Annotated in this window: 20 protein-coding genes; 10 read left to right on the top strand and 10 right to left on the bottom strand. The window is 40.8% G+C overall.

Going from position 1 to position 23,874, the window contains the following annotated elements:
* Nucleotides 1-18 precede the first annotated feature (18 nt).
* The 7 genes from QQK06_RS14435 (at nt 19) to QQK06_RS14405 (ending at nt 5,793) form a co-directional block, all read left to right on the top strand.
* On the top strand, nt 19-1,284 hold the full coding sequence (locus QQK06_RS14435) for an NAD(P)/FAD-dependent oxidoreductase (protein WP_284245444.1): 1,266 nt from the start codon (nt 19-21) through the stop codon (nt 1,282-1,284).
* Nucleotides 1,285-1,445: 161 nt separating this feature from the next.
* A complete protein-coding gene (locus QQK06_RS14430; RefSeq protein ID WP_284245443.1) occupies nt 1,446-2,186 on the top strand; it encodes a DUF1538 domain-containing protein in 741 nt (246 codons plus the stop codon).
* A gap of 1 nt (nt 2,187) precedes the next feature.
* Nucleotides 2,188-2,964, top strand: coding sequence for a DUF1538 domain-containing protein (locus QQK06_RS14425; RefSeq protein WP_284245441.1), 777 nt, complete (start codon nt 2,188-2,190; stop codon nt 2,962-2,964).
* A gap of 5 nt (nt 2,965-2,969) precedes the next feature.
* Nucleotides 2,970-3,320 carry a P-II family nitrogen regulator gene (locus QQK06_RS14420; RefSeq protein WP_284245440.1) on the top strand — a complete coding sequence of 117 codons (351 nt, stop codon included), beginning with the start codon at nt 2,970-2,972 and terminating at the stop codon, nt 3,318-3,320.
* Complete coding sequence (locus QQK06_RS14415; RefSeq protein ID WP_284245439.1) at nt 3,317-3,730, top strand: CBS domain-containing protein; 414 nt, start codon at nt 3,317-3,319, stop codon at nt 3,728-3,730. The genes QQK06_RS14420 and QQK06_RS14415 overlap by 4 nt, the downstream gene beginning before the upstream one ends.
* Before the next feature lie 70 nt (nt 3,731-3,800).
* The gene (locus tag QQK06_RS14410; RefSeq protein ID WP_284245438.1) at nt 3,801-4,439 is read left to right on the top strand and encodes a glutathione S-transferase family protein; all 639 of its coding nucleotides are present in this window, start codon (nt 3,801-3,803) and stop codon (nt 4,437-4,439) included.
* A 133-nt stretch (nt 4,440-4,572) separates the two neighbouring features.
* Nucleotides 4,573-5,793, top strand: coding sequence for a winged helix-turn-helix domain-containing protein (locus QQK06_RS14405; protein ID WP_284245437.1), 1,221 nt, complete (start codon nt 4,573-4,575; stop codon nt 5,791-5,793).
* Between the two features lie 14 nt (nt 5,794-5,807).
* On the opposite strand, the gene QQK06_RS14400 is transcribed toward QQK06_RS14405, so the two are convergent.
* A complete protein-coding gene (locus tag QQK06_RS14400; protein ID WP_284245435.1) occupies nt 5,808-7,388 on the bottom strand; it encodes a sensor histidine kinase in 1,581 nt (526 codons plus the stop codon).
* Between the two features lie 161 nt (nt 7,389-7,549).
* Nucleotides 7,550-8,482, bottom strand: a complete 933-nt coding sequence (gene lhpI / locus QQK06_RS14395) for a bifunctional Delta(1)-pyrroline-2-carboxylate/Delta(1)-piperideine-2-carboxylate reductase (protein WP_284245434.1) — start codon at nt 8,480-8,482, stop codon at nt 7,550-7,552.
* 409 nt (nt 8,483-8,891) lie between these two features.
* Between lhpI and QQK06_RS14390 the strand changes: the two genes are divergently transcribed.
* Entirely contained in the window at nt 8,892-10,316 is a 1,425-nt protein-coding gene (locus tag QQK06_RS14390; protein WP_284245433.1) for an MATE family efflux transporter, read from the top strand.
* A gap of 584 nt (nt 10,317-10,900) precedes the next feature.
* Here the strand turns inward: QQK06_RS14390 and QQK06_RS14385 are convergent.
* The 6 genes from QQK06_RS14385 to QQK06_RS14360 all read right to left on the bottom strand — a co-directional run bounded on the left by QQK06_RS14385 (nt 10,901) and on the right by QQK06_RS14360 (nt 18,941).
* Entirely contained in the window at nt 10,901-11,119 is a 219-nt protein-coding gene (locus QQK06_RS14385; RefSeq protein ID WP_284245432.1) for an EF-hand domain-containing protein, read from the bottom strand.
* A 405-nt stretch (nt 11,120-11,524) separates the two neighbouring features.
* Complete coding sequence (locus QQK06_RS14380) at nt 11,525-13,072, bottom strand: parallel beta-helix domain-containing protein (protein WP_284245431.1); 1,548 nt, start codon at nt 13,070-13,072, stop codon at nt 11,525-11,527.
* 1 nt (nt 13,073) lies between these two features.
* Nucleotides 13,074-14,297, bottom strand: coding sequence for a cytochrome-c peroxidase (locus tag QQK06_RS14375; RefSeq protein ID WP_284245430.1), 1,224 nt, complete (start codon nt 14,295-14,297; stop codon nt 13,074-13,076).
* Between the two features lie 11 nt (nt 14,298-14,308).
* Nucleotides 14,309-14,932 carry a c-type cytochrome gene (locus QQK06_RS14370; protein WP_284245429.1) on the bottom strand — a complete coding sequence of 208 codons (624 nt, stop codon included), beginning with the start codon at nt 14,930-14,932 and terminating at the stop codon, nt 14,309-14,311.
* A 161-nt stretch (nt 14,933-15,093) separates the two neighbouring features.
* On the bottom strand, nt 15,094-16,149 hold the full coding sequence (locus tag QQK06_RS14365; RefSeq protein WP_284245428.1) for an AraC family transcriptional regulator: 1,056 nt from the start codon (nt 16,147-16,149) through the stop codon (nt 15,094-15,096).
* A gap of 143 nt (nt 16,150-16,292) precedes the next feature.
* Complete coding sequence (locus QQK06_RS14360) at nt 16,293-18,941, bottom strand: TonB-dependent receptor (RefSeq protein WP_284245427.1); 2,649 nt, start codon at nt 18,939-18,941, stop codon at nt 16,293-16,295.
* A gap of 358 nt (nt 18,942-19,299) precedes the next feature.
* Between QQK06_RS14360 and QQK06_RS14355 the strand changes: the two genes are divergently transcribed.
* Nucleotides 19,300-20,757, top strand: a complete 1,458-nt coding sequence (locus QQK06_RS14355; RefSeq protein WP_284245426.1) for a DNA-3-methyladenine glycosylase 2 family protein — start codon at nt 19,300-19,302, stop codon at nt 20,755-20,757.
* A gap of 3 nt (nt 20,758-20,760) precedes the next feature.
* Nucleotides 20,761-21,240 carry a methylated-DNA--[protein]-cysteine S-methyltransferase gene (locus tag QQK06_RS14350; RefSeq protein ID WP_284245425.1) on the top strand — a complete coding sequence of 160 codons (480 nt, stop codon included), beginning with the start codon at nt 20,761-20,763 and terminating at the stop codon, nt 21,238-21,240.
* A gap of 16 nt (nt 21,241-21,256) precedes the next feature.
* Here the strand turns inward: QQK06_RS14350 and QQK06_RS14345 are convergent, their stop codons facing one another.
* Entirely contained in the window at nt 21,257-22,855 is a 1,599-nt protein-coding gene (locus QQK06_RS14345; RefSeq protein WP_284245424.1) for a GGDEF domain-containing protein, read from the bottom strand.
* Between the two features lie 47 nt (nt 22,856-22,902).
* A complete protein-coding gene (locus QQK06_RS14340) occupies nt 22,903-23,799 on the bottom strand; it encodes a LysR family transcriptional regulator (RefSeq protein ID WP_284245423.1) in 897 nt (298 codons plus the stop codon).
* Between the last annotated feature and the right edge of the window lie 75 nt (nt 23,800-23,874).

Here is a 23,874-nt window from a genome sequence, read left to right as displayed (position 1 = left end):
AACTAAGGCAGTAATCCTATGCAAACACAAGATCAAGATAACAAACACATTGCCGTTATCGGCGCGGGTATAGTCGGCATTAATTGCGCAATAGCGCTACAATCCCAAGGCTATCAAGTCACATTACTTGATAAGGAAGGCATTGGCCTTGGCTGCTCAAAAGGTAATGCCGGTCACTTTGCCACCGAACAGGTATTTCCACTAGCCGAAGCAGGCCTATTATTACAGTTACCGAAAATGTTATTAGACCCGCTTGGCCCGGTAGCATTATCACCAAAGCACTTTCCTAAAGCCCTCCCCTGGTTTATCCGCTTTATTGCAAATATGTTTAGCGCAAAACGAGTAAAAAATACCGCAGCGCTAAAAAGCTTAAACGAACAGGCGATCAATTATTATAAGCCACTACTAAAAGCCGCCAATGCCGAACACTTACTCACAGAAAACGGCAGTTTATTAGTCTTTGAGCACACCCCAATTCACGATATTGAAGCCATTCAACAAAGCTATTTATCACAAGGGGTGAAAGTAGAGTTACTCGATCGCGAACAAACATTTGCCCTTGAGCCTAAGCTCAACAGTAATATTCAACATGCACTATATTTTACTGAAGTTGCCCACACTATTAGTCCGTTAGATCTCAGTCAAACTCTGGCAGATTATGCCATACAGCTCGGCTGTAGGTTTCAGCAATTTGAGGTATGTAGTATCAGCCATCAGCCTGATGGCGTGACGCTGAAAAATAATGAACAACAGTTGCACTTTGATCAAGTAATAATAGCCACAGGTGCATGGTCTGAGTCGTTATTGAAACAATTGGGTTATAAATTACCAATTGAAGGAGAGCGCGGCTACAGTTTAGATTTATCCGAGCAAACCATAGGTCAACTCACCCGTCCGGTTGCTTCAGCTGAAAGACGCTTTATTATTACGCCAATGTCGCACGGCTTGCGATTAGCCGGCACAGTGGAATTTGCCGGTTTAAAACAAAAAGCGAATATGAAACGCGCCTTGATGTTACATAAAAACGCCAGTTACATTCTCTCTGACTTGCCAGCACTCGGCCAGCAAAGTCACCAAGGCTGGTTAGGGTTTAGGCCGTCACTACCGGATTCTTTACCTGTGATTGGCAAAGCCCCGAAACATAAAAATATTAATCTGGCACTAGGTCATCAACACTTAGGATTAACTTTAGGCGCTATTACTGGCAAGTTGATCGCTCAAGTGGTAGCGGAACAGCCAACAGATATTGATATCCAGCCATTTTGTCTCAGCCGCTTTAACTAACCTTTTACCACCTAACAAAAGAGATTTATTGACAAACATCAATAAATCTCTAACCCTAATTAGGTATCATTTAGTTCGAACAGGCATAATAATCATTCACAATCATATAGATTATGCTATTGAAAAGCCTGCGATTAATGGACTCAGAATAATAAGGATTTATGCAGCAACAACTATTGATATTTTTTAAAGCCCTCCTAGGAAGTTGCAAAGACTTACTGCCTATCATAGTAGTAATTGCCTTTTTTCAAGTGTTAGTGCTGCAACAACCTTTACCTAATATCAGCGATATTTTAATTGGCTTGCTATTGGTAGTACTCGGTTTAACTTTTTTTATCTACGGCTTGGAAATGGGGTTATTCCCCATAGGTGAGTCAATGGCACAGGCGTTTGCCAAAAAAGGCAGCATTGGGTGGTTATTAACTTTTGCTTTTTGTTTAGGCTTTGGTACCACTGTTGCCGAACCTTCACTAATCGCAGTGGCTAAAGAAGCAGCAGTCGTTGCCGCCACAGGCGGTATTATCGAAAATAATCAGGAAATGAAAAACCAATACGCCAGTGGGTTGCGCTTTACCGTTGCTTTTTCTGTTGGCCTCGCCATAGTCATTGGTGTTTTACGCATTATTAGGGGCTGGCCAATTCATTATTTGATCATTGCCGGTTACGCCATGGTGGTAATTATGACGGCATTCGCACCAAACTGGATTATCGGTATTGCTTATGACTCTGGCGGAGTTACCACATCCACTATTACCGTTCCTCTGGTTACCGCCCTCGGTGTTGGTCTGGCATCTTCGATTAAAGGGCGAAACCCAATGATAGATGGTTTTGGTTTGATCGCCTTTGCATCATTAACGCCAATGATATTTGTGATGGCCTACGGCATGACGATTGGTCGTTAGCATGAATTTACTGATAGAGTTTTTTACAACGTTAAAAACAACGGTTATCGATGTGCTACCAATATTATCGATTATTTTGGTATTTCAGCTAGTTGTGATCCGAAAACCTATCCCGCGATTAAAACAAGTCGGTTTCGGTTTTATCTATGTATTAATCGGCTTGGCATTATTCTTATTAGGATTGGAAAAGGCGCTCTTCCCACTGGGTAAAATGATGGCGGAACAATTAACGGCCCCTAGCTTCATTTATGACGATCAAACAGCAGATATTATTCACTGGAGTCATTATATCTGGGTTTATATTTTTGCCGCTGCGATAGGTTTTAGTACCACCATAGCGGAACCGTCATTAATAGCGGTGGCCTTAAAAGCAGAAGAGGTTTCAGGTGGAGCCATTCATGCTAATAATTTACGGATCTCAGTTGCCATAGGCGTTGCTATTGGTATTGCCGTAGGTAGTTACCGCATAGTCGCTGGCCACCCTCTTCATTATTACATCATTGCCGGTTATCTAGTGGTAGTGATCCAAACCATGTTTTGCCCAAAATTAATTATTCCGTTAGCGTATGACTCAGGCGGTGTAACAACTTCAACCGTGACAGTTCCCTTAGTTGCGGCGTTAGGATTAGGACTTGCCAGTACTATAGAAGGTCGCAGCCCATTAATTGACGGTTTTGGTTTAATCGCATTTGCCAGCCTATTTCCGATCATCGCAGTGATGGCATATGCACAGATAACTCAGAAAAAAACTACAATAGCAAAAGACAACAAAAGGTAAACATTATGCAATTTAAATTACTTATTGCGTTTGTTGATGACGATGTCACCGAAGCGGTTATGAAAGAAGCAAGGCGTGCTGGTGCCACCGGTGCCACTATTATTAACAACGCGCGCGGCGAAGGCATTAAACGCCAACGAACATTTTTTGGTATGCAACTGGAAACACAGCGTGATGTATTACTGTTTGTAGTTGAGCGACACTTAGCAAGAAAAGTACTGGAACGTATTGCTAAAATTGCCGGTTTTGACGATGAATCAGGCAAAGGTATCGCCATTCAAATCGATGTTGAAGACGCCGTTGGAGTTGCTCATCAGATAGAAAGATTAAAAGGTAAAGTTGAGGAAGAATTATGAGCCAGATAACAGTTCAGGTTAAAGATGCAATGGCGACAGATTGTTATCAATTTGCCGACGGTATGCTCACAGTATTAGAGGGCATCAAACTGGCACAACAACACAAAGTCAAAGCGTTAATTATCAATAAGCGCAACGAAAATGACGAATACGGTATGGTAATGCTCGCCGATATTGCCAAACAAGTGATTGCCAAAAATCGCTCACCAGAGCGAGTAAACCTCTATGAAATTATGGCAAAACCTATCCTAACTGTGCCATCAAACATGGAAGTGCGTTATTGCGCAAGGCTATTTGAACGCTTTGGTATTCATACTGCGCCAGTGATGGATAATCATAAAATTATCGGCATGGTTGATTATACCGATATGGTGTTATCACATGTTACAGATGAGAAAATAAGCCTTTGAGTTGCTATAGATTGCAGATAAAAGCCTTAACAGGCATAGTAGCTATTTAGGCAAAATAAAAGGAATTATCATGAGTGTCACAGAATCCAAACAATGCGAGCTGATCTTTTATACCAATCCAGCATCTCGCGGTCAGATTGCCCGATGGATGTTAGAAGAGGTTGGAGTTGAATACCGCCAGATACTGCTTGATTATGATCAAAATATGAAGGCCGATGAGTACTTAGCCATTAACCCTATGGGTAAAGTACCAGCGATCAGTCACAATGGAAAAATAGTAACTGAATGTGCGGCCATTTGCGCTTATCTCGCTGATGCTTATCCAGAACAAGGCTTAGCGCCAAAGTTAAATGAAAGAGCTGATTACTACCGCTGGCTGTTTTTTACTTCAGGCCCTGTAGAAGCGGCTATTATCGACAAAGCCCGCAATATCGATATTCCTGATGAACACAAACGTATGGTCGGATACGCTGGTTACCAGCAAACCGTAGAGGTGCTAGCCCAAGCGGTATCTGCAAATCCTTATGTTGCAGGTCAACACTTTAGTGCTGCCGATGTCTATGTCGGTTCTCACGTTATTTGGGGCATAGAGTTTGGCAGCTTACCCAAACGGCCTGAGTTTGAGGATTATGCCGCTAAGCTCAAAACGCGCGCGGCCTATCTCGCTGCCAAAGAAATCGACGCGAAATTGATGAGTGAGCAAGGCTAAGCTTTTATCTTACAATCTCGAAAGGGTCGAAGACATTAAAACCTCTTATGACCCTTTTTTATTACCGATAATGCTACCTACAATTTCCCCGCTATTTTTACTAAATATTGATTAACAACAGAATAAAGCGAGTTTGAAAACAATTAATATTAAACACCCAAAAGACTTAGCACGTTTACGTCGTATTGCCTTAACAGCGCAAGGTTTGCTACAAACTCAGCCTTTTGGCCGAGGTTTAGCTGGAACCCGTAAAGCGATCAATCATTTAGGTTATGTCCAGCTGGATACAGTTTCAGTGGTTGAGCGCGCCCATCACCATGTACTCTACGCCAGAGTCCCTAATTTTAAGCCTGAGATGTTAGACCAGCTGCTGATTAGCCAAGATATTTTTGAATATTGGGCTCATGCCGCCGCTTTTCTGCCAATCGACGAATTTCGCTTCACTTTACCTTACAAACAAGCGATTAAAAGCGGCCAAACGCATTGGTATAAAAATCAAGACCGCAAGCTGATGAATGAATTGCTCGCTCGCATCCGCAGCGATGGCCCGTTGCGCTCGCGAGATCTTGAATCAAATACCTCAAACCGTGCTGGCTGGTGGGATTGGAAGCCGGCAAAAAAAGCACTAGAACAATTATATATGGAAGGCGATTTGATGGTTTGTGATCGTCAGGGCTTTCAGAAAACCTACGACCTTACCGAACGAGTTTTACCGCCGAAGGTAAATACGACCATGCCAGAGATCGAAGAGTTTGCCGAGCACGTTATTAACAAACAAATACGTTGTCATGGTTTTGCCACGCTTAAAGGGTTGACCTATAACGAATCTCGCAACACTAAGCTGCGAAAGGCGGTAAATACATTAATTAACGAGTACTTACTGGCTGGGAAATTAGAACAAATTCAGTTAAACAATGGCGAAGCGTTTGTCATAGAAGCGGAATCATTTGATCGCCGAATGCCCCGCGTCGCTAATCGCATGCAGATACTGTCACCATTTGACAATAGTGTTATTCAGCGCGAGCGGCTAAAAACAGTCTTTGATTACGATTATAAAATAGAGTGTTATACCCCTGAAGCGAAACGACAATATGGCTATTTTTGTCTGCCGCTGCTTTATCGTGACCAGTTTATTGGTCGAATGGATTGTAAGGCGCATCGAAAAATAAAACAGCTAGAAATCAAGTCGCTGCATTTTGAACCACACAGTTATCATCAAGATAACGTGATCAGTGCTTTTATAGCAGCCATTAAACCATTTATGCAGTTTCAACAATGTAACTCAGTATCTTTAACGAAAGTTCAGCCACAACATTTAGCTCAAGGCATTAATGAAGCGCTAAAAACTTTATAGTAATTACCAGCAAATTACACTTCAGATAATTTTTTAGGATTTTTCGCTTGTTCAATCGGTACTTTTACCTGAAAACTACAACCAACTTTGGTATCTAAGCATTTGATGGTGCCGCCTAATTTAGCATTCACTAGGTTATAAACAATGTTCATCCCTAGACCTGATCCCCCTTGACCGCGTTTAGTGGTAACAAAAGGATCAAAAATACGCTTTTTAATATCTTCACTGAGGCCGATGCCATTATCGCTATATAGTAAGGTTAGATAACCATTACTGGCGGTAAAAGTAATATTGATCTCACCTTCATCCCGACCTTCAAAACCATGAACATGAGAATTGGTCATAAAGTTGGTTAGGATTTGGTTCCAAGCACTAGGATATGTCACTAGGTTCAAATCTTTATCAACCGAGAGGTTAATGGTGTAGTTTCGTCTTTTAAATAAGGTTTTTACGGTATTAACCACATCATTGACGTGTTGAGCCAAATTAATATTAAGCTCAGGATCGGTATGTTGCTCAACCGCCACTGATTTAAAACCGCGAATTAATTCCACCGCTTTATTCAGACTACGCTCAATAATTTCCTGATATTCCACTAACAAGGATAAAGTCGAGGTTAATTGTGATTTAGTTAGATTTTCCTGCTCAACTGCGCGACTTAAATCAAACACTTTTTCCTTAAGGGCAGTGATCGACGTAACGCAGATGCCTAATGGTGTGTTAACTTCATGTGCAACACCGGCCACCAGTTGCCCCAGCGATGCCATTTTTTCCGACTGCACGAGTTGATCTTTCGCCAGCGTTAAATCATCGAGCGATTGTTGTAACTGTTGATTGCTGGCAGCGAGTTTTGCCGTTCGGTCATAGACTTTAATTTCCAGCTCACCGTTAAGGTTGATCAACGCATTTTCTGCTTCTTCGAGTTTCACTATGTCATTTTTTAACGCTAAGCGCATTTTATTAATCGCATCGACTAATTCATCGAGTTCATCTTTTTTCTTACTACGATTAGTAAGCACAAGAGGCTCGTTGAGGTTTTCCGTTTTAACGTTCTGAGAATAGCTGGTGATATGATAAATATGCCGAGTGATCAGCCAATGCACAATAAACATAATAAACAAGGCAACAATAAAGATTTTAATAAACTCGGAAGTGACAATAAAACCCGCTTGTTGCTGAATATTTTGATAAATATCCTGATAATCAGCAGCGATATGAATTACACCAATATCGTTTTCACCATAAAAGATTGGATACTCCACCACCTTTTTCGCAACGATATCGGCATTACCATACTGGTAAACTTTACCAAAACCTGTAGTGATCTTAACGTATCGAATATCCGGGAGTTTAACTATGCCTTGAATTTGCTGTTGTACCAGCGGTTCGTTAAAGTCCCATAAACTAGTAGAAATTGATTGAATATAACTCGACTCAATATTATCAAAACGCTGATTGAGCCGAGTAATATCTTTTTGGTAAGCAACATAAACCTGTATCGCGGTAGAGGCGACAGAAAGAATTGAGCTACATAAAATAATATAAACTAATACGCGCCGACTTAATTTATTGTTAAATGAGGCCGCTGTATTCATTTATTTTTTCCCTAATGCTTCAGTACCTTAATTAAAATAGCCAAAGCCGATAATGTCAATTAAATACTGGCTGCTCTTACAAACTGTTAACAAAAATCCTAAAGCTAATCAGCAACTAATGCTGAACAGGAATATGCATTGTCATTTAACTAAAATGGCTACTACAGCTTGCTATATACCATTTTCGCCGCTGCTAAATCTTCTAAGGCATGACCAACAGATTTAAATACCGTAATATCACCTTGCTCACGTTCAATGACATATTCTTTCCGAGATAAGGCAAACAGGTCTGCCTTTATCGCCTCTTTGGTTAGTACCCCAGTAGCTAATGGTATCGCGATATCACCTGTTTCTCGTAGCGCCCCTTCAAAATTATCAACAAAGACTCTAGCCTTTGTCAGACAGCTATCGTCCATTTCCCGCATATCAGGACGATAAGCGCCAACCATATCAAGATGTTGTCCTGGCACTAACCAATCACCAAAAATAAGCGGCTGCTGACTTAATGTCGCACAAGAAATAATATCGGCTTGAGCTATATGTGTTTCAAGGTCATCAATTGCCTCTACTTCAATAGCTAAATGGGCCACTTGCTGACATATTTGCTGAGCTTTTGCTAAGCTTCGCCCCCATACCAGCACCTTAGTAATAGGACGAACACTGGCATGTGCAGCAATTAGCTGGGGTGCCAATGTACCGGTCCCGACCATAAGTAAGGTTGAACTATCAGGTCGAGATAAAAAGCGTGAGGCTAATGCCGACGCTGCTGCAGTACGTTTAGCCGTTAATGATGGCGCATCTAATGTTGTCTTTAACGAGCCGGTATCGACATCAAATAACAAATAAATACCTTGTATAGAAGGTAACTGCTTTTTACTGTTCTCTGGCGCAACTGTGACAAGTTTTACTCCAGCTAAATCACCGGCCTGCCACGCTGGCATCATTAATAAAGTGGTTTCTCGCGCCGCTTTAGGGTTTTCCATATCAAAATGTAATCGAGGCGGCACACTAATATCTTGGGTAAATGCCTGCTCAATGGCGTCTACTAATGCTGGAAAGGTGAGGATTTGATTGATTTGTTCAGCCGGGATCATTATACACCTGCAATTCGCTTAAAACCCTCATTATTGCATAATGTATACAAAAGTAAATCATCTATTATGCTTGACTTTTAACTCGATGGCTGAGATATTTTTGCTTCTACTAGCCTCTTGGAGCGAGACAATGAACAATTCAACTCTACAACATACTGTTATCGCTGATATTGTATCCACAAGGATAGGCTGTTAAGCTCGTTTTAGCTGTCATTTCCAGTAACGAGTCTTTCTAAATCCCAAGTCATATTTGCGTAGTTAGGGTATAACTCCTTAACTCACTGCCATTTGTTACTTCCCCTATCCTATTATTCAATTCAACGTTATTAATTATTCCAGCGCTTGGAATTTAAGTTTTATACTCGAATTTTTGCCAAAAAAATTTGATTAATAATAAGGTTTTATTATTTTGACAACTCAAGAAAAAAATACTCAATTACCAACGAGTAAACTTGGTATTCGCCAGCTATTTAAACTGGCACTAAAAGGTAATCATCAAGACTTAACCTCAGGTTCTATTGGCGTAGCAGCATTTTTGCTCGCAGTACCTATGGTATTAGAAATGTTAATGGAATCGATATTTGCAATAACAGATATCTTTTTCGTTTCTGGGCTTGGCGCTCAAGCTGTTGCCGTGGTTGGTTTAACCGAAGCCGTGCTCACACTACTTTATGCCGTTGCCATAGGTTTTAGTATGGCAGTAACGGCAACCGTTGCCCGTCGTTACGGTGAAAAGAATACAGAACAGGCTAATGTCGTTGCAGGACAAACCCTCTGGATAGGGCTGGCAGTAGCCTTACTAGTTGGCATAGTTGGGCTTAATTTTGCGGAAGATATTCTCGCGTTAATGGGCGGAGATCAAGCCTTAATAACCGCGGGAAAGGACTACACCACAATAATGCTCACCGGTTCTATTACCATTTTGTATCTGTTTTTGCTTAATGCAATATTTAGAGGCGCTGGAGATGCTTCTGTTGCTATGCGCTCGCTATGGCTGGCTAACGGTATTAATATCGTGCTCGATCCGCTGTTAATTTATGGTATCGGCCCATTTCCAGAAATGGGCTTAACTGGTGCCGCAGTAGCAACCACTATTGGTCGGGGGACAGGCGTCCTCTATCAATTAAGCTACTTATTTGGCATTAAAGGTCGCATTCAACTTGCCTGGCAACATTTAGCATTAAATGCAGCTATTTGTCTGAATTTGATCAAGCTGTCATTTGGCGGTGTAGTGCAATTTTTAATTGCTACCGCCAGCTGGATTGCCTTAGTACGTATTGTCTCAACCTTTGGCAGTGAAGCTGTCGCCGGCTATACCATAGCGATAAGAGTGTTTATGTTCGCCATTTTACCAGCTTGGGGCTTAAGCAATGCAGTAGCGACATTAGTTGGGCAAAACTTAGGGGCAAACCAACCGGATAGAGCGGAACAATCGGTATGGCGTATTGCTAAATACAATATTTATTTTTTATTAGCAGTTGCAGTGCTATTTATTCTAATACCAACGCAAATTATCGGTTTATTTACCTCTGAAGCCAAAGTGCTAGCTTATGGAGTAGATTGCTTGCGTTATATTAGCTATGGCAATGGTTTCTTCGCTTTAGGGATGATCTTAGTGCAGGCATTTAACGGCGCTGGTGATACCATGACGCCAACTCGGATCAACTTTATTTGCTATTGGCTAATTCAGATACCGCTGGCTTATGGCTTGGCAAAATGGCTGGAATTAGGACCAACCGGCGTCTTTATATCGGTTACCCTGGCACAATTAGTGTTTGCTTTTATCGGCTGGCGGGTGTTTAACAAAGGCCACTGGAAGTTAAAAACAGTATAGCGAGTATTTATATGGATAAAGGCTTGGGAAAACCTGAGCTTTTATCTAAATAACTGATTAAGATTCATCACAAGAAAACTCAAAAACGTTTAATTCTGCTAACACCGCTGCGACTTTCCATAAAATAATAGCTTTGCCTACAAGGATGGAAGTACTTAGGGCTTTTCTGGAGCATAAAACCATGCCTATAAGCCTTTTGATTCTTGCTAAATAACCAAATTTTTAATAGGAAATTGATAATTAATCAACTCATTACGTCAAATAAAAAAGCTGCCTTTAAGTAACTAAACCTAAAAACAGCCAAAAACTATCTAACCTGTCACCATTGGTTGGGGATTACAAATAACAGGTTAAATACTATTTACTAAATTAACCTCAAGCTTGCATAAGCAATAGCGGGATATCAAACTAAACAACAGCTATCGTTATTTTACATTTGCAAATGATATTTTTATTTAAATTCAAAGCATTATGAAGTAATAATAGCCCCCTATCTACTTCAATATCGCCAAGAATTTAGTCAAAATAACAACTAAACACGCATGACTTATCCAAAGCCGAGGTTAAATAGTAAAACTTAATGACTAGCCTTCAAAACCAGCAAACTCTTCCTTGCTTAACTCGCCATCAGCATTGGTATCAAGTTTTTTAAACTGCTCTGCTAATGCTGAATTCTTTTGTGCTTCTGCTTGGCTAATAGCACCATTGCCATCTGCGTCTAAACTACTAAAATCTGAACCTGCATATACATTTACTGACGCTAGCATAAATACTGCTGATAATGTCATCGCTAAATTTTTCATATTTTTTCCTCTCACTTAATACTTAAAATCAAATTGTTTTAATTCAGCCCAAGATTAATGATTAACCAATCGCTAGTATTTCTTGGTGCTTTCGTAATAGGTAAATCAACTTTGGTGCCAACAATTAAAAACAACTAATAATCAACAGGTTACATACTAAGAAGAACAATACAGTAAGAAACAAGCACAATAAGTGTCGCTATTAGACAACATGAATAAACACTATTAAGAAAAGATTAATAATTTCATTAACTTATACTGTTGCTTATTAGAGACAGTGAATAAAGATAACGAGCTATAACCATAGACTTTAACGTAATACGCTAAAAAAAGAGCACCATCAGAGGAAGAGTAAATAGGTGAACAACAGCCATTACGCTACTATTCACCTTATTTTATTTTTGCTTAGCGTGTGACACTAAGCATATGTTTTGCAGCTGCCAAACGTGTTTTTTCGTCAAGGTAATTTTGTGGCGGCATTTCCGGGTAATCTTCGCGCTTCTTGCTTGGATTGGCAATATAATCAGCAATTCCTTGTGGGTTATCCATATACAGCGCCTGAATAATTTGTACCGGCGGTCCTATCATACGGCCAGTATAGGTATGGCAACCAGCACAAATACCATTGTAGACCACACTACCACGCTCAGCCGGATCTATCACCCGCGGAGCGACAGGTTCATCCAGTAAATAACTCAACAACTCATCGGTATTAGTAAACGCACATTCTTGCCATTTATTCACACCGGCAGAAGTATAACGGTGACGATTAATAATACAGCTGTCTTCACTGGCTCCAACCCGAATAATATCTGCATTTCCTTGTTTAAATTCGGTCAGCAACAAGGCCTTAACCTCATCAATGCTATCATAACCATTGTTATACATGACGTTATCTAAGATCATCACCCGATCCGGTTTAGGATCAGATTCAGGATCTATCGTAGTATTTGGCGCATTATCATGATCTGTGATCAAAATACCGGCGGTTTTATTATTGGCGATAATATTATCTTCCACCACCACATCATCAGCAGCCATGATCAAAATACCGGTACCAGCCGGAATTCCGCTGACAGTTGAACCTGGTGCGCCAAAGTTTTTATGATTATTACCAACAATAAAATTATTTCGAATAATGACATCAAAGGTCGTTTTAATCGGTAGGCCCGGAGTAATAAAGGCTAAGATCCCACCCGTATTATTGTGAACATTGTTGTTTTCAACAATCGCATGACGAGAGTTTTCAATTTCGATGCCGGCAACGCTGTCGAAAACATCATTGTGAGCAACATGAATGTTATCACTCATCCCAACATAAATTGCCGCATCTTCAATACCGGAAACAATGTTATATTCCACCACACCATTTTTACCCAGTTGCGGGAAAATACCATACACACCCGTATCAACAATCAGGTTATTACGAATTTCAAAGTTATTACCTGCCTGCCCCATAATGGCATTGCCTTTATAGTTAGTGATCTCTAAATTTTCCACGATAAAGTTATTGCCTGAATATAAAATCGCATCATTTAATTGCTTTTTACCATCGAGCACCGCACGTTTTCCTTGCTCAATCACTCCAATAATACTGATGTTATCTTTATCGATATAAACCGTTTCATGATATCTGCCCGGCATCACCTGAATCGTATCGCCAGGCTGAGCGTTTTGCACTGCCGCCATAATAGATTCACCATCGTTGACCACGTGGGTTTGACCCGCAATAGAACGATCCGCAACTTGGCTTTTATACCTAACTTGCTTACTTGGCTTAGCTTCTTGCCCGCTTGCATCACTATCTGACGACTGCTCATAGCCCCCGCCATAACTTGCCCCCTCCGAACTATTCGTTATCACTGGCGCTGCTACTTGCACACTGCCATAGTAACTTCCGCCAACAAAGGCAGCCACCACCAGTAGCGCTGCTACTATTTTTCCTGAACTCATATTAATCTCCGTGTTGCTCTGTTGCTTTATTATTGTCGTTAGTTGTTATTTGCTTATTATTAATGCTTTGCTGATAAGCCTGATCGATTGGTGCTAATCCTGACGGAACATGCTTCGGTATTTGTGGCGTTAAACTTTCATCGGTTAAGGTGGCAAGAAACTCAACGATCAGCTGCATTTCTTCATCGGTTAAATTAGGTTCAGCAATATGCCAATGTAGCAATAGTTCCTGATCTTCAGGCACAGCATTTCCCCGACCATCGTTATAAAATTTCACGGTATCAATCAGCTTGTTATAACGGCCAGAATGCATATAAGGGGCTGATTTAACGATATTTCGCAAAGTCGGCACCTTAAAGCCACCTTTCAATTGTGACACGTGATACGTGTTCTCGGCACCCATATCAAATGGTCGGCCTTCAGGTTCAGGTGTCCCAATAACGGCGATCTGGTTATTGGTAAATAACGGCGGTTGATGACATTCAGCGCAGCGGGCTACGAAAGAACGAAAAACATTTAGCCCGGCAATTTCTCTTTGACTAAGCGCCTGATGATAACCATGGGCATATCTGTCATAACGACTATTTAACGAGATCAGCGATGTTTGAAATGCCGCTAATGCGCGATACACCATGCCAAGCTCAATATCGCTTGCCTTTGGATAAGCTTGAGCAAACATAACTTGGTAATCCGGGTTATTGCGCAAAGTTGCTAATAACTGCTCCGGCGTATTGCCCATTTCCATCGCATCAAATAATGGTCCTTGAGCCTGCTGTTCCAGTGTTGCAGCCCGCGCATCCCAGAAAAATTTATCGAGAAAAGCGACGTTCCATAATGTCGGAGCAGAACGTGCAACCTTCTTTCCTGTGATACCGATACTACGATCGCGTGCATCACTGAAGCCTTTATCCGGCTGATGGCAACTGGCACAGGAAATGGTGCCGTCTTTCGAAAGTACTGGATCAAAAAATAGATAACGACCTAAGTCGATTTGCTCAGGGGTAAAGCCGTCTCGATGCGGTGGCAATGCGGTGCGGGTACCGCCTAAACCGCGTCCTTGTACTGAGGTATAAAATTGATATTGAGTAACCAGTCGGCAAATGCCCTGCTTAGTTAGTTCAAAACTTGGCGGACAATTATCCTTTAGCACAAAAGACTCGCTCTTTGTTTCAGCTGTTAATGAAACACCAGCGAAAAAGAGCAGTAGAAAAGATAGTACTTTCATATACTTACCTATTATTGCTGGACAGCAATATAATGCAAAATATCATCAAGTTCTTTACCTGACGTAGTTTTTGCCATCATTGCCATTTGCCGGCCGAGCTTATCTTTGGTGTGACTGCCACGAATATCACTAACAAAATTATTCATCTGCCGTTTAAGGTATTCCGGCAGCTGACCAGCTAATTTAGGCGCATTAAACGCTTCATTCCCCTGAGCCTGACCACCGTGGCAAGCACCACATTTTGCCTGATAATAACGACTGCCATTTTTAAGGTCGCCGCTTGATGCCGCTTGCTCAGACTTAACACTTTGCTGACTTAACGCTTGAGCAAGTGCCGGAACCTGGTTTGAAAAATCCAGTTGTTGACTCACCGCCACCATCTGCTGGCCAAGCGCATCCCTTTTATCTGCACCTCTTAGCCCGTTAGCAAAGTTATGCAATTGTCTAGTTAAATACGATGCAGACTGCCCGGCTAATACTGGTGCTTTTAATTGTGCATTACCCCGCCCGTTATCCCCATGACAAGCCACACACTGTTGATAAGTTTTTGGTAGCTCAACCGCTTCAAGCGTACCAGATACTAACAAGGTAAAGAAAAAAGCTAAGTAGCTATATTTGCGCTGAACATTACTCATAAATGAAATTCACCAAATAACTGATGATTTCACTATATAGCGCCTGAAAAGAATTGCTGACGAATTCCAGAAAAAAGCTGACGAATTATAAAATCAGCCGGTCACACAAGAAAACACCAGCCAAAAACTGAAGTAATTAACCAATAAAACAACAAGTTAAATTAAGGCTGCTGTAAATTTCTTTTTCGAAATTCTGTCGGTGTAATACCATGAGTAGCTTTAAATGCTTTATTAAATGAACTTAAACTGCGAAAGCCACTTTCTAATGCCAACGTTAATACCGGGGTTGATTGAAATGTTGGATCAGTTAACGCATCAGTAACTTCTTTAATGCGGTAATAATTGAGAAAATCATTAAAGTTGCGATAGTTTAATTTGCCGTTGATAAGGTTTCTTAATTTATATTCATGAATTGCCAGATGTTTTGCTAACCCCGCAATGGTCATACCGTCCTGTTGATATAACTTATCCTGTTCCATCGACGCCACTATCCGCGCTAACTCTTTTGAACCGGGCGTTAAAGCAGCCCGACGTTGGCTATCAATTTCTGCCGCTTTAACGGTTTCAAACAAACTGGATTCTTTTAATCGAAATAAGAAAAAGTTAATACCTGTAACCAATACAACTAACATAAAGCTCTTTGATAAATCCAACCACTGCCATTCAATTCGAAACAACTCTTCAGCAATGATCACCATAATAATATAAACAGATGCAATAGTGATCACACCACCACGGATATAGCGTCGTTCCTGCACCAAGTCATCTCGCCACTGACAAAATGAGATCACTAATGCGTGTGAGATCAGAACCAGTTCCAACAGTAAACCGCCATAAGTCACCAAACCATAAATCGCTTCATAATCTGCTAATTCAATGGTAAATAATTGTTGTACTAGTTCTGCAGTAAACGGGATCACTAAGGTTAACGAAGCAACCAGATACTGCCCGCGTTTTAGCACTGTATGGTCACCAAACACACTTAAGCTAACCAGCCAGAATACACCAGGTAATGCATTGCCACCTATATGTCCGATCCACCATAACACTGAATGTGACGCTAGATCGCCAAATGAATAACTGACTAAGTAACCACAGCTACACACCATTAATAGGATAAAAAGCGGAATTGAAGAATTTAACGCCCGGTACGGAAACAATAACAAGGCACAAAGTGCCATCTGGGCAAATGCAATATGATAAAAAAATTCAGCCATAACTTTCTTTTTTTACTGTGGTCAGATCTCTAAATGAAGCTCCCATACTAAACAGAAAAATCAAGAATTCCTAGCGACAAATAATAAAAATGCTCAGCACGCTATAAGCAATACTGAGCATTTCACGATAAAACTTTTATCAGTTAAAACATGTATTTAATATCAACACCCGCTTCTAATCCTTTATTGACGCTGGTATAGCCGGTTCCCAGAATATCTTTAGTACGCCCACCGACAAAACCTGGATAACGATTATCTAACAGATTTTTTCCCCAGACACCGATTTCTAATGACTCACTGTCATTAATCCAAGAAATTCGGGCATTGAGCAATTTAGTATCGTCAAAATAATGTGGAATACTGTTAACCCAATCGTCATTGCCAATTTCTAAACCGCGATCATTTTCTTTAAAGACATAATCAAAATGAACAACCGCAGAGCCTGAAGAAACATTAGGCAACCAGTCAGCCACCAAAGTATATGAGGTTGTGGTATCGGTTTTTGCCGTACCCGCTTCAATTAAGGTACCTGAATCATTATAAAATGCTTCCGTTTCCACATCCGTATTACGTACTTCAGTGACAAAACCTGCAGCTAACGTTTGTGTCATTTGCCAGTTCATACCAAGCTCAAAACCGTCAATGGTCATATCTTCATTAACTATGGTTGGCAATGCCTGATTTTGCCCCGGAGGCTTAGAGTTTTTACTAATTTGCCTGTCATCTAACACGGTATGAAACAGTGATAAAGTCGTTCTGATTTCGCTAAACAATATGCCCTTATAGCCCAATTCATAGTTTAACGACTCCTCTGGCTCAAACGAGACATCAATCGCTTTGCCTGTTTCCGGATCGATCAGCACCTCACCACTACTTTCGCTGTGTGGCGAGTTTAGCGAGTCAAAGCCCCCGGCTTTATAACCATTCGCCACAGAAGCAAACACCATATGGTCATCATTGATGATATAACCTGTGCCCAAACGCCCGGTAGTCTTACTCCAAGACTTAGATTGCCATAGCTGGTCTCGCGCCGGGAATAAAATATTGTTAATCCCTGACCGTACTTGCGCAAACTGCGTTTGTGATACCTGCCAAGAAAAGTCTTTTTCATCTTTTGAATGTCGCAGGCCAAAAAAAACATTCCATTGATCTGATAACTGAAAGTCAAAATCAGAATAAATACCATAGCTGGTAAATTCACCATTATTAATAAAGTTTTCTGACCACATTTGATTGCTGTAACTTGGACCAAAGATTTCAGCAATATCCAGTTGTTGAGCCACAATATCATATGTGGCATCACCTGTTAGAGTGATAATTTCGGGCGTTAACGGTGTGCCAGCAGGCACAGCACCAATATAAGCGAGATAATCCATGATATCGCCAGCAACTCCCATTAAATTTAATGCCGTTGACCATTGCTCGGCATCCCAAATATGCTCCAGTGGTAAGCCATTAAGCGCAAGCAAATAATCCACGGTTTCCTGAGGTACATCATCAGGTGAAACTCCGACACCAGTGGCAAACTCTGCTCTGACGCCAGCAGCAATTTGTTCGTTGAGCTGACCAGAAACCAGCCGAGCTGCGGTATCAGTTGTTGTTGTGATAAAGGTGGTTTGATGAACATCTTCTTTTGAGTAAGTGACACCACCAACATAGTGGAAATTATCGCTGTTGTAGTTGACCTGTAACTCATTGTAGAAAATATCAGAATCTTCATGGTTATCAGTATCTAAATAGCGGGAAATATTTTGAGTACCGTCTTCATCAATACGGTTATAAGTTTCCCATTGACGCTTGCTAGACAATAACATCATCGACCATTGCTGGTTAAACTCATGATTTAACTTAACCGTTACCGCCGTCATATCACGGCGTTCGTTACCGTTTACCACATCGTTAGCGAAGGTATCTGCGAACGGTTCGCCTGGGTTTTCGGCATAAGGGCTTAAGCCGATTGCCGCTCCCGGTGCCTGATCTAACTGATCCCAATCATAAGAAAGTTGCAGATCAGTACGAGATGAAATCTCCCATTTCAGCGCAGCACGTGCCGCCTGATGATCCTTTTCCCCAGCATCGCCAGCATTTTTATCTGATAGCGAAGAACTGGCGACATTTTTAATATAACCGTCCTGCTGATTAGATAGCGCATTAAGGCGTAAATAGACATTATCCGCAAGGCTGACATTAAACATGCCCTCAATGCGCTGCAAATTATCACTGCCAAAACTGCCCTTAATAAAACCAGTGGTATCATCTTCTGGTGCATTAGGGATCATGTTCACCACCCCCATAGCGGCATTTTTACCAAATAATGTACCTTGTGGTCCTTTTAACACTTCTACCCGCTGCATATCGGAAAACAAAACATTTTGCGCCGCTCTTGGTAAATAAACACCATCAAAAAACGTTGCAGTAGAAGGATCGCCCCCAACACTTATGTTAGGACTGGACACACCACGCATCGTCACGCCAGCCTGAGTAACATCACCATCACTGAAGTCAAACCCGGGAATAAATTTGTCGATATCGTTTAACATCACAGAGCCAGACTGCTTAATGGTGTCGGCAGAAACACTATCAACGGTAACCGGTACCTTCATAATGTTCTGCACCCGCTTTTGCGCAGTGACTGTCATCACTTCTACGTCCAGTTCCTGTTGTGCAACAGTTTCTGATGATGCAGCGCTTACCCAGAGAGGAGTGAAAAATAATGATAAAATGATCGCTTGCGCGATGGCGTGTTTTTTATATTGAATATTTGTAAAGCTTCGATAGTAGCCGTGCGACATACTGCTCTCCCCGAACGTATTAATAGGTATGTTTTTTATTCGTTATTATTGTGGTTATTCCTTTAATGCAAGATCCACTATATTGATGCACATCAATTAAAGCTTATGCAAAGTTTAAAAACACTGACGAAATATTAAAAATGACTAAGTGATTTCTAAAAAGCGCAGTAAAAATAGTAAGTTCTTATTAATATTAACTAATAAATTATCAGCACAGCTGTTTAATATAACTGTCGATATTTTACCCTCGGCCAATCACCCACTAATTATTTTCACAATTGATGTCTGATTTTCGCCAGTATTTAAGTACAATAGGCATATTCTTACCTAACAATTAATTAGGTAGTTAATTAGAACTATGTCTGTTGAACAACTCGATATTCAAACCTGCGAAAGCGCCAGATTAAGTAGAGATGCTCGTTTTGATGGTAAATTCTTTACTGCGGTATTAAGTACGGGAATATTCTGTCGCCCTATCTGTCCGGCACGGCCACCGAAAGCAGAGAATGTCCGTTACTATTTAAGTGCAGAACAAGCACTTCTTGCCGGTTATACTCCGTGCAAACGCTGTTTTCCAGAGCAAGCAGCAACAAAAAACTTGCCATTAAAACTAAAAAAAATCATTAACAATTTTGATTATAAGCAAGATACATTAGCCTCTATTGCGAGTAAGCACCAACTTAGTAGCCGACAACTACAACGTTTATTTAATCAACATTTTGGTATTTCACCGAGTGAATATTTCCAGCAGCAAAGATTGTTATTAGCGCGTAAGCTGTTATCAACAACGGAACTAACTATTAGTGATATCTGTTTTGCCAGTGGTTTTAACAGTATTCGCCGTTTTAATGAAGCAATCAAACATTGTTATCAATGCTCACCAAAAGCACTGCGAAAACGTCACGCATCGCCCTTAAATGAAAATACTATCGAAATAATCCTCTCGTATCGACCACCATTTGATTGGTCACTAATGCTGGAGTTCTTTCACTATCGGCAAATTGCCGGAGTTGAATATGTTACTGATAACAGCTATCAACGCAGTATTGCCATTGATGATTGTACCGGCTGGTTAGCCATTCGCCATCATGTAAAAAAATCCGCCTTAGTGATGCAAGTGTCGTTATCAGACTTTAGTTACTTAAATAACGTTATTATCAGGGTCAGAAGGATGTTTGACTTAGATGCGGATATCAATTTGATTCATAAACAATTAAATACGCATCCCAAATTAAAGCAGGTGATACAACGTTTTCCTGGCTTAAGATTACCTGGCAGTTGGGATATTTTTGAATTTTCGATTCGGGCAATTCTGGGGCAACAAATTTCCGTCAAAGCGGCTACTACCTATGCCGAGCGAATTTGCCAGCAATATGGCAAACACTTTGCACACTTGCCAGAAGCAACTTCGTTAACCTTCCCTGATATTAATAGCTTGGTAAATACAGACTTTGATCACTTAGGATTAACCCGTTCAAGACGGGAAACCTTGCAACGTTGGGTAAAATATTTTCAACAAAACCATGAGTTGTTAACAAACTATCAGTCACTTGAAGAGCTGGAAAAGCAATTGTGCCAACTTAAAGGTATCGGGCCATGGACGATTAACTATATTGCCATGCGTGGTTTGAGCGATCCAGATGCATTTCCAAGTGCAGATTTAGGTATAATTAAAGCATTAACCGAGCAAGATACCACACCAAAAAATAAAGAAATTTTAGCACTATCACAACAATGGCGACCTTGGCGTGCCTATGCTGCCATTTATTTATGGCACTCGCTAAAACCATTAAATGAATCTCAACAGCAGGATTAACTTATGTATTACAGCATTTATCAATCACCGCTTGGCGAAATTGCATTAACCGCAGATGATAACGGGTTAACAGCATTAGCATTTCAAAATACCGATGCTGCGATCAGTATTCCTGAAAACTTTCAACAAAACGACGTGGTTTTTCAGCAAGTTCACCAGCAGCTTGATCAGTACTTTGCCGGCAGCCGCGATACATTTGACTTACCGCTTGCACCAAAAGGTACTAAATTTCAGCAAACGGTATGGCAAGCGTTAACAACTATTAAACGAGGCGAAACAAAAACTTATGCTTGGCTAGCAGAAAAAATTAATAATAAAAAAGCAGTACGAGCAGTCGGCACAGCAAATGGGGCTAATCCCATCGCATTGATTATTCCCTGTCACAGAGTCATTGGTAGTAATGGCAAGCTCACAGGTTATGCCGGCGGTTTATCACTAAAAGCGAAATTACTAATGCACGAAGGGGCTCAATTTCGTCCGTAACTTTGACACTAACAAGTTAAATACACACGACTTTATTCCTACCGCCCTCTTTTGCCTCATAGAGGGCCTGATCTGATTTTTGCAGTAATTTGTCAACCGAATCCCCATCAGAAAAAGCGGTAACGCCAAAACTTACCGTCAGATTAAAACTAACATCCTGATAATGAATTTTAGTGTTTTGTATATCTGTACGAATACGATCCGCTAAATGCGATGCCGACTGTTTATCTTTTTCTAAGCAGATCACGACAAATTCTTCACCACCAACACGTGCCGGGGTATCAGCAGCACGAACATTCCGTTTTAATATATTAGCAAGTTTTTTTAACGCTTCATCACCAGCGCCATGACCATATTGATCATTAATTTTTTTGAACCAGTCGATATCCATATAAATAACCGACAAAGCCAAACCATTGCGTTTTGCCAAGGATAAATCGTGTTCAATCACTTCCAAACAATGACGACGATTAGCCAATCCCGTCAATACATCCGTTCTGGCATCTATTTCAGCCTGTTTTTTCGCTTGTCTAAGTTCCTGAGTACGTTCTTTTATTGTTTGCTTAAGCCGGGAATTGTGCACCATCATCATCATGCCAAGCAACGCAGCCATTAATAATAACAATTCAATTTTATAATATATCACCCAATCCAGCGGCCCCTTCTCAAGGTATTCACTATATAAAAACTTATTTAAATCAGGTTCTCGCTGTTTAAAAACACCTGCTGTTTTTAAAATATCACTGATGCTTTGCCAGCGTTCTATATTCATATAGCCAATAGGTACTATGTCGGCATGAATTAACTCAATTAGCGCTTTAGCTTCAAACGTTAACAGCTCTCGAGATTTTTTCTGACTATTATACTTTGTCAAAATCAATTCAACGATTTCATCCACATGGGCAATAGCATATTGCCAACCTTTTATTGTTGCAGCTCTAAAACGCGCTACACCTTCAGGATTTGTCGCTAATTGATGCTCAGAAGTCACTAAAATATCCCCGTAAAATGACACACCATAATCAGAAGGTGCAATAACATAATAAGGAATATCTATTTGCTCAAGATAAAACGGTTCGTTGGTTTGATAGCCGTTAAAAGCTGCATACTTTTGCCCAATAAAGCCTTGTAAGGGTTGCTCCGTCGGTACCACCTTAATATCCGTAAAATTGACACCTGCACTTTCAAACATCGCATTTATTTCAGCGTTCATAATGCCAGCACTAAGCATGACTTTTTTGCCTGCTAATTCACTAAGTTTCCGGTAGCGACTAACTAATATTGACGGAGAATGTTGATAAATGGCAGCAAGCGCAACTAAAGGAACACCGTTAGCACGGTAAACCAGTGCACCAGCGCCAACAACCGCATAATCAACATCCCCTATTATAAGTTGTTCTATCGGGGTTGGACCGGGCAAGCGCTCTAATAGATTGACATCAAAGCCTGCCTGTTGATAGAACCCTTGTTCGAGCGCAGCATAATAACCCGCAAACTGAAACTGATGGCGCCATTTCAGCTGTAGATTAACTTCAGTCAACGGATTAGTTTCACTACTGGTATAGCCAAGACCTGAATAAACTAGCGCAACAACTAATAATATACGTGTTAACACCAAGAAAACTCCCCTTAGGGTTACGCTAAATGAATAAAGTAATTCAATTATAGCTTACTGTCGTTATTGTATTGCTGTTCAAACCAGCGTTGAAAGAACTCGATACATATTCTCAGCTTTGGCGGTACATGCAGACGAGATGGGTAGAGAGCATACAAGGTTAATTTAGGTCGTTTAACGTCTGCTAAGATGGTGACAACCTCCCCCTGTTCTAAATGCTCACGGCAGACAAATTCTGGGATGAGCGCAATGCCTAAACCTCGTTTAATAGACTCCATCAAGAAATTGGTATTATTTACCCGAATATTACCACTGACTTGAACGCCATTTTCTAACGGCCAGATCCCTTTTCCCAAACGATAACTGTAATTAAAGCAATTGTGCTCACTCAACTGCGAGATATGATTAATTGGTCCATGCTTCGCTAAATAACTTTTCGCCACACAAATATGATAATTAAACTGATAAAGTGGTTTGCCGACATAAGCGCTATCAAGTGTCTGGCTACTAACCCGAAAACCAAGGTCAAACCCCTGCTCTACCAGATCTACTTTCTCATCTCCTAAATGAAGATCTAATTCTATCTCTGGATACTCAGTGATAAAGTCAGCAAATAGCCGCGAAAGATCTGTTAACCCTAATGACATCGGCGCATTTATTTTCAGCCGTCCTTTAACCAGATTATGCCGCCCTTGCACCTCGGCATCTGCACTTTCTAGCTGTGACAAAATATCTTTGCACCTGGCCAGATAGCTTTCACCTTCAAGTGTCAAATGCAAATTACGGGTTGAACGATGCAGTAAACGCACACCTAAGTCATTTTCCAGCATAGTAATTTCTTTGCTGATTAATGATTTAGAGCTATTACGTTCTTCTGCTACCCGGGTAAAACTGCCGAGCTCTGCAAGACGGACAAAACTTTGCATTGATTTTAGCTTATCCACGCCAGCAACCCCTTATTGTTTCCAAATATTGAACATTTAGTTCTCATTATAGATATATATCAAACCAATAAACAG

Origin of the sequence: Thalassotalea insulae (genome assembly GCF_030161395.1) — a bacterium.
In the GTDB taxonomy this organism is placed as follows: Bacteria; Pseudomonadota; Gammaproteobacteria; order Enterobacterales; family Alteromonadaceae; genus Thalassotalea_E; species Thalassotalea_E insulae.
Note: the sequence above shows the minus strand (reverse complement) of the source record. Positions and strands in the feature narration are given on the sequence as shown.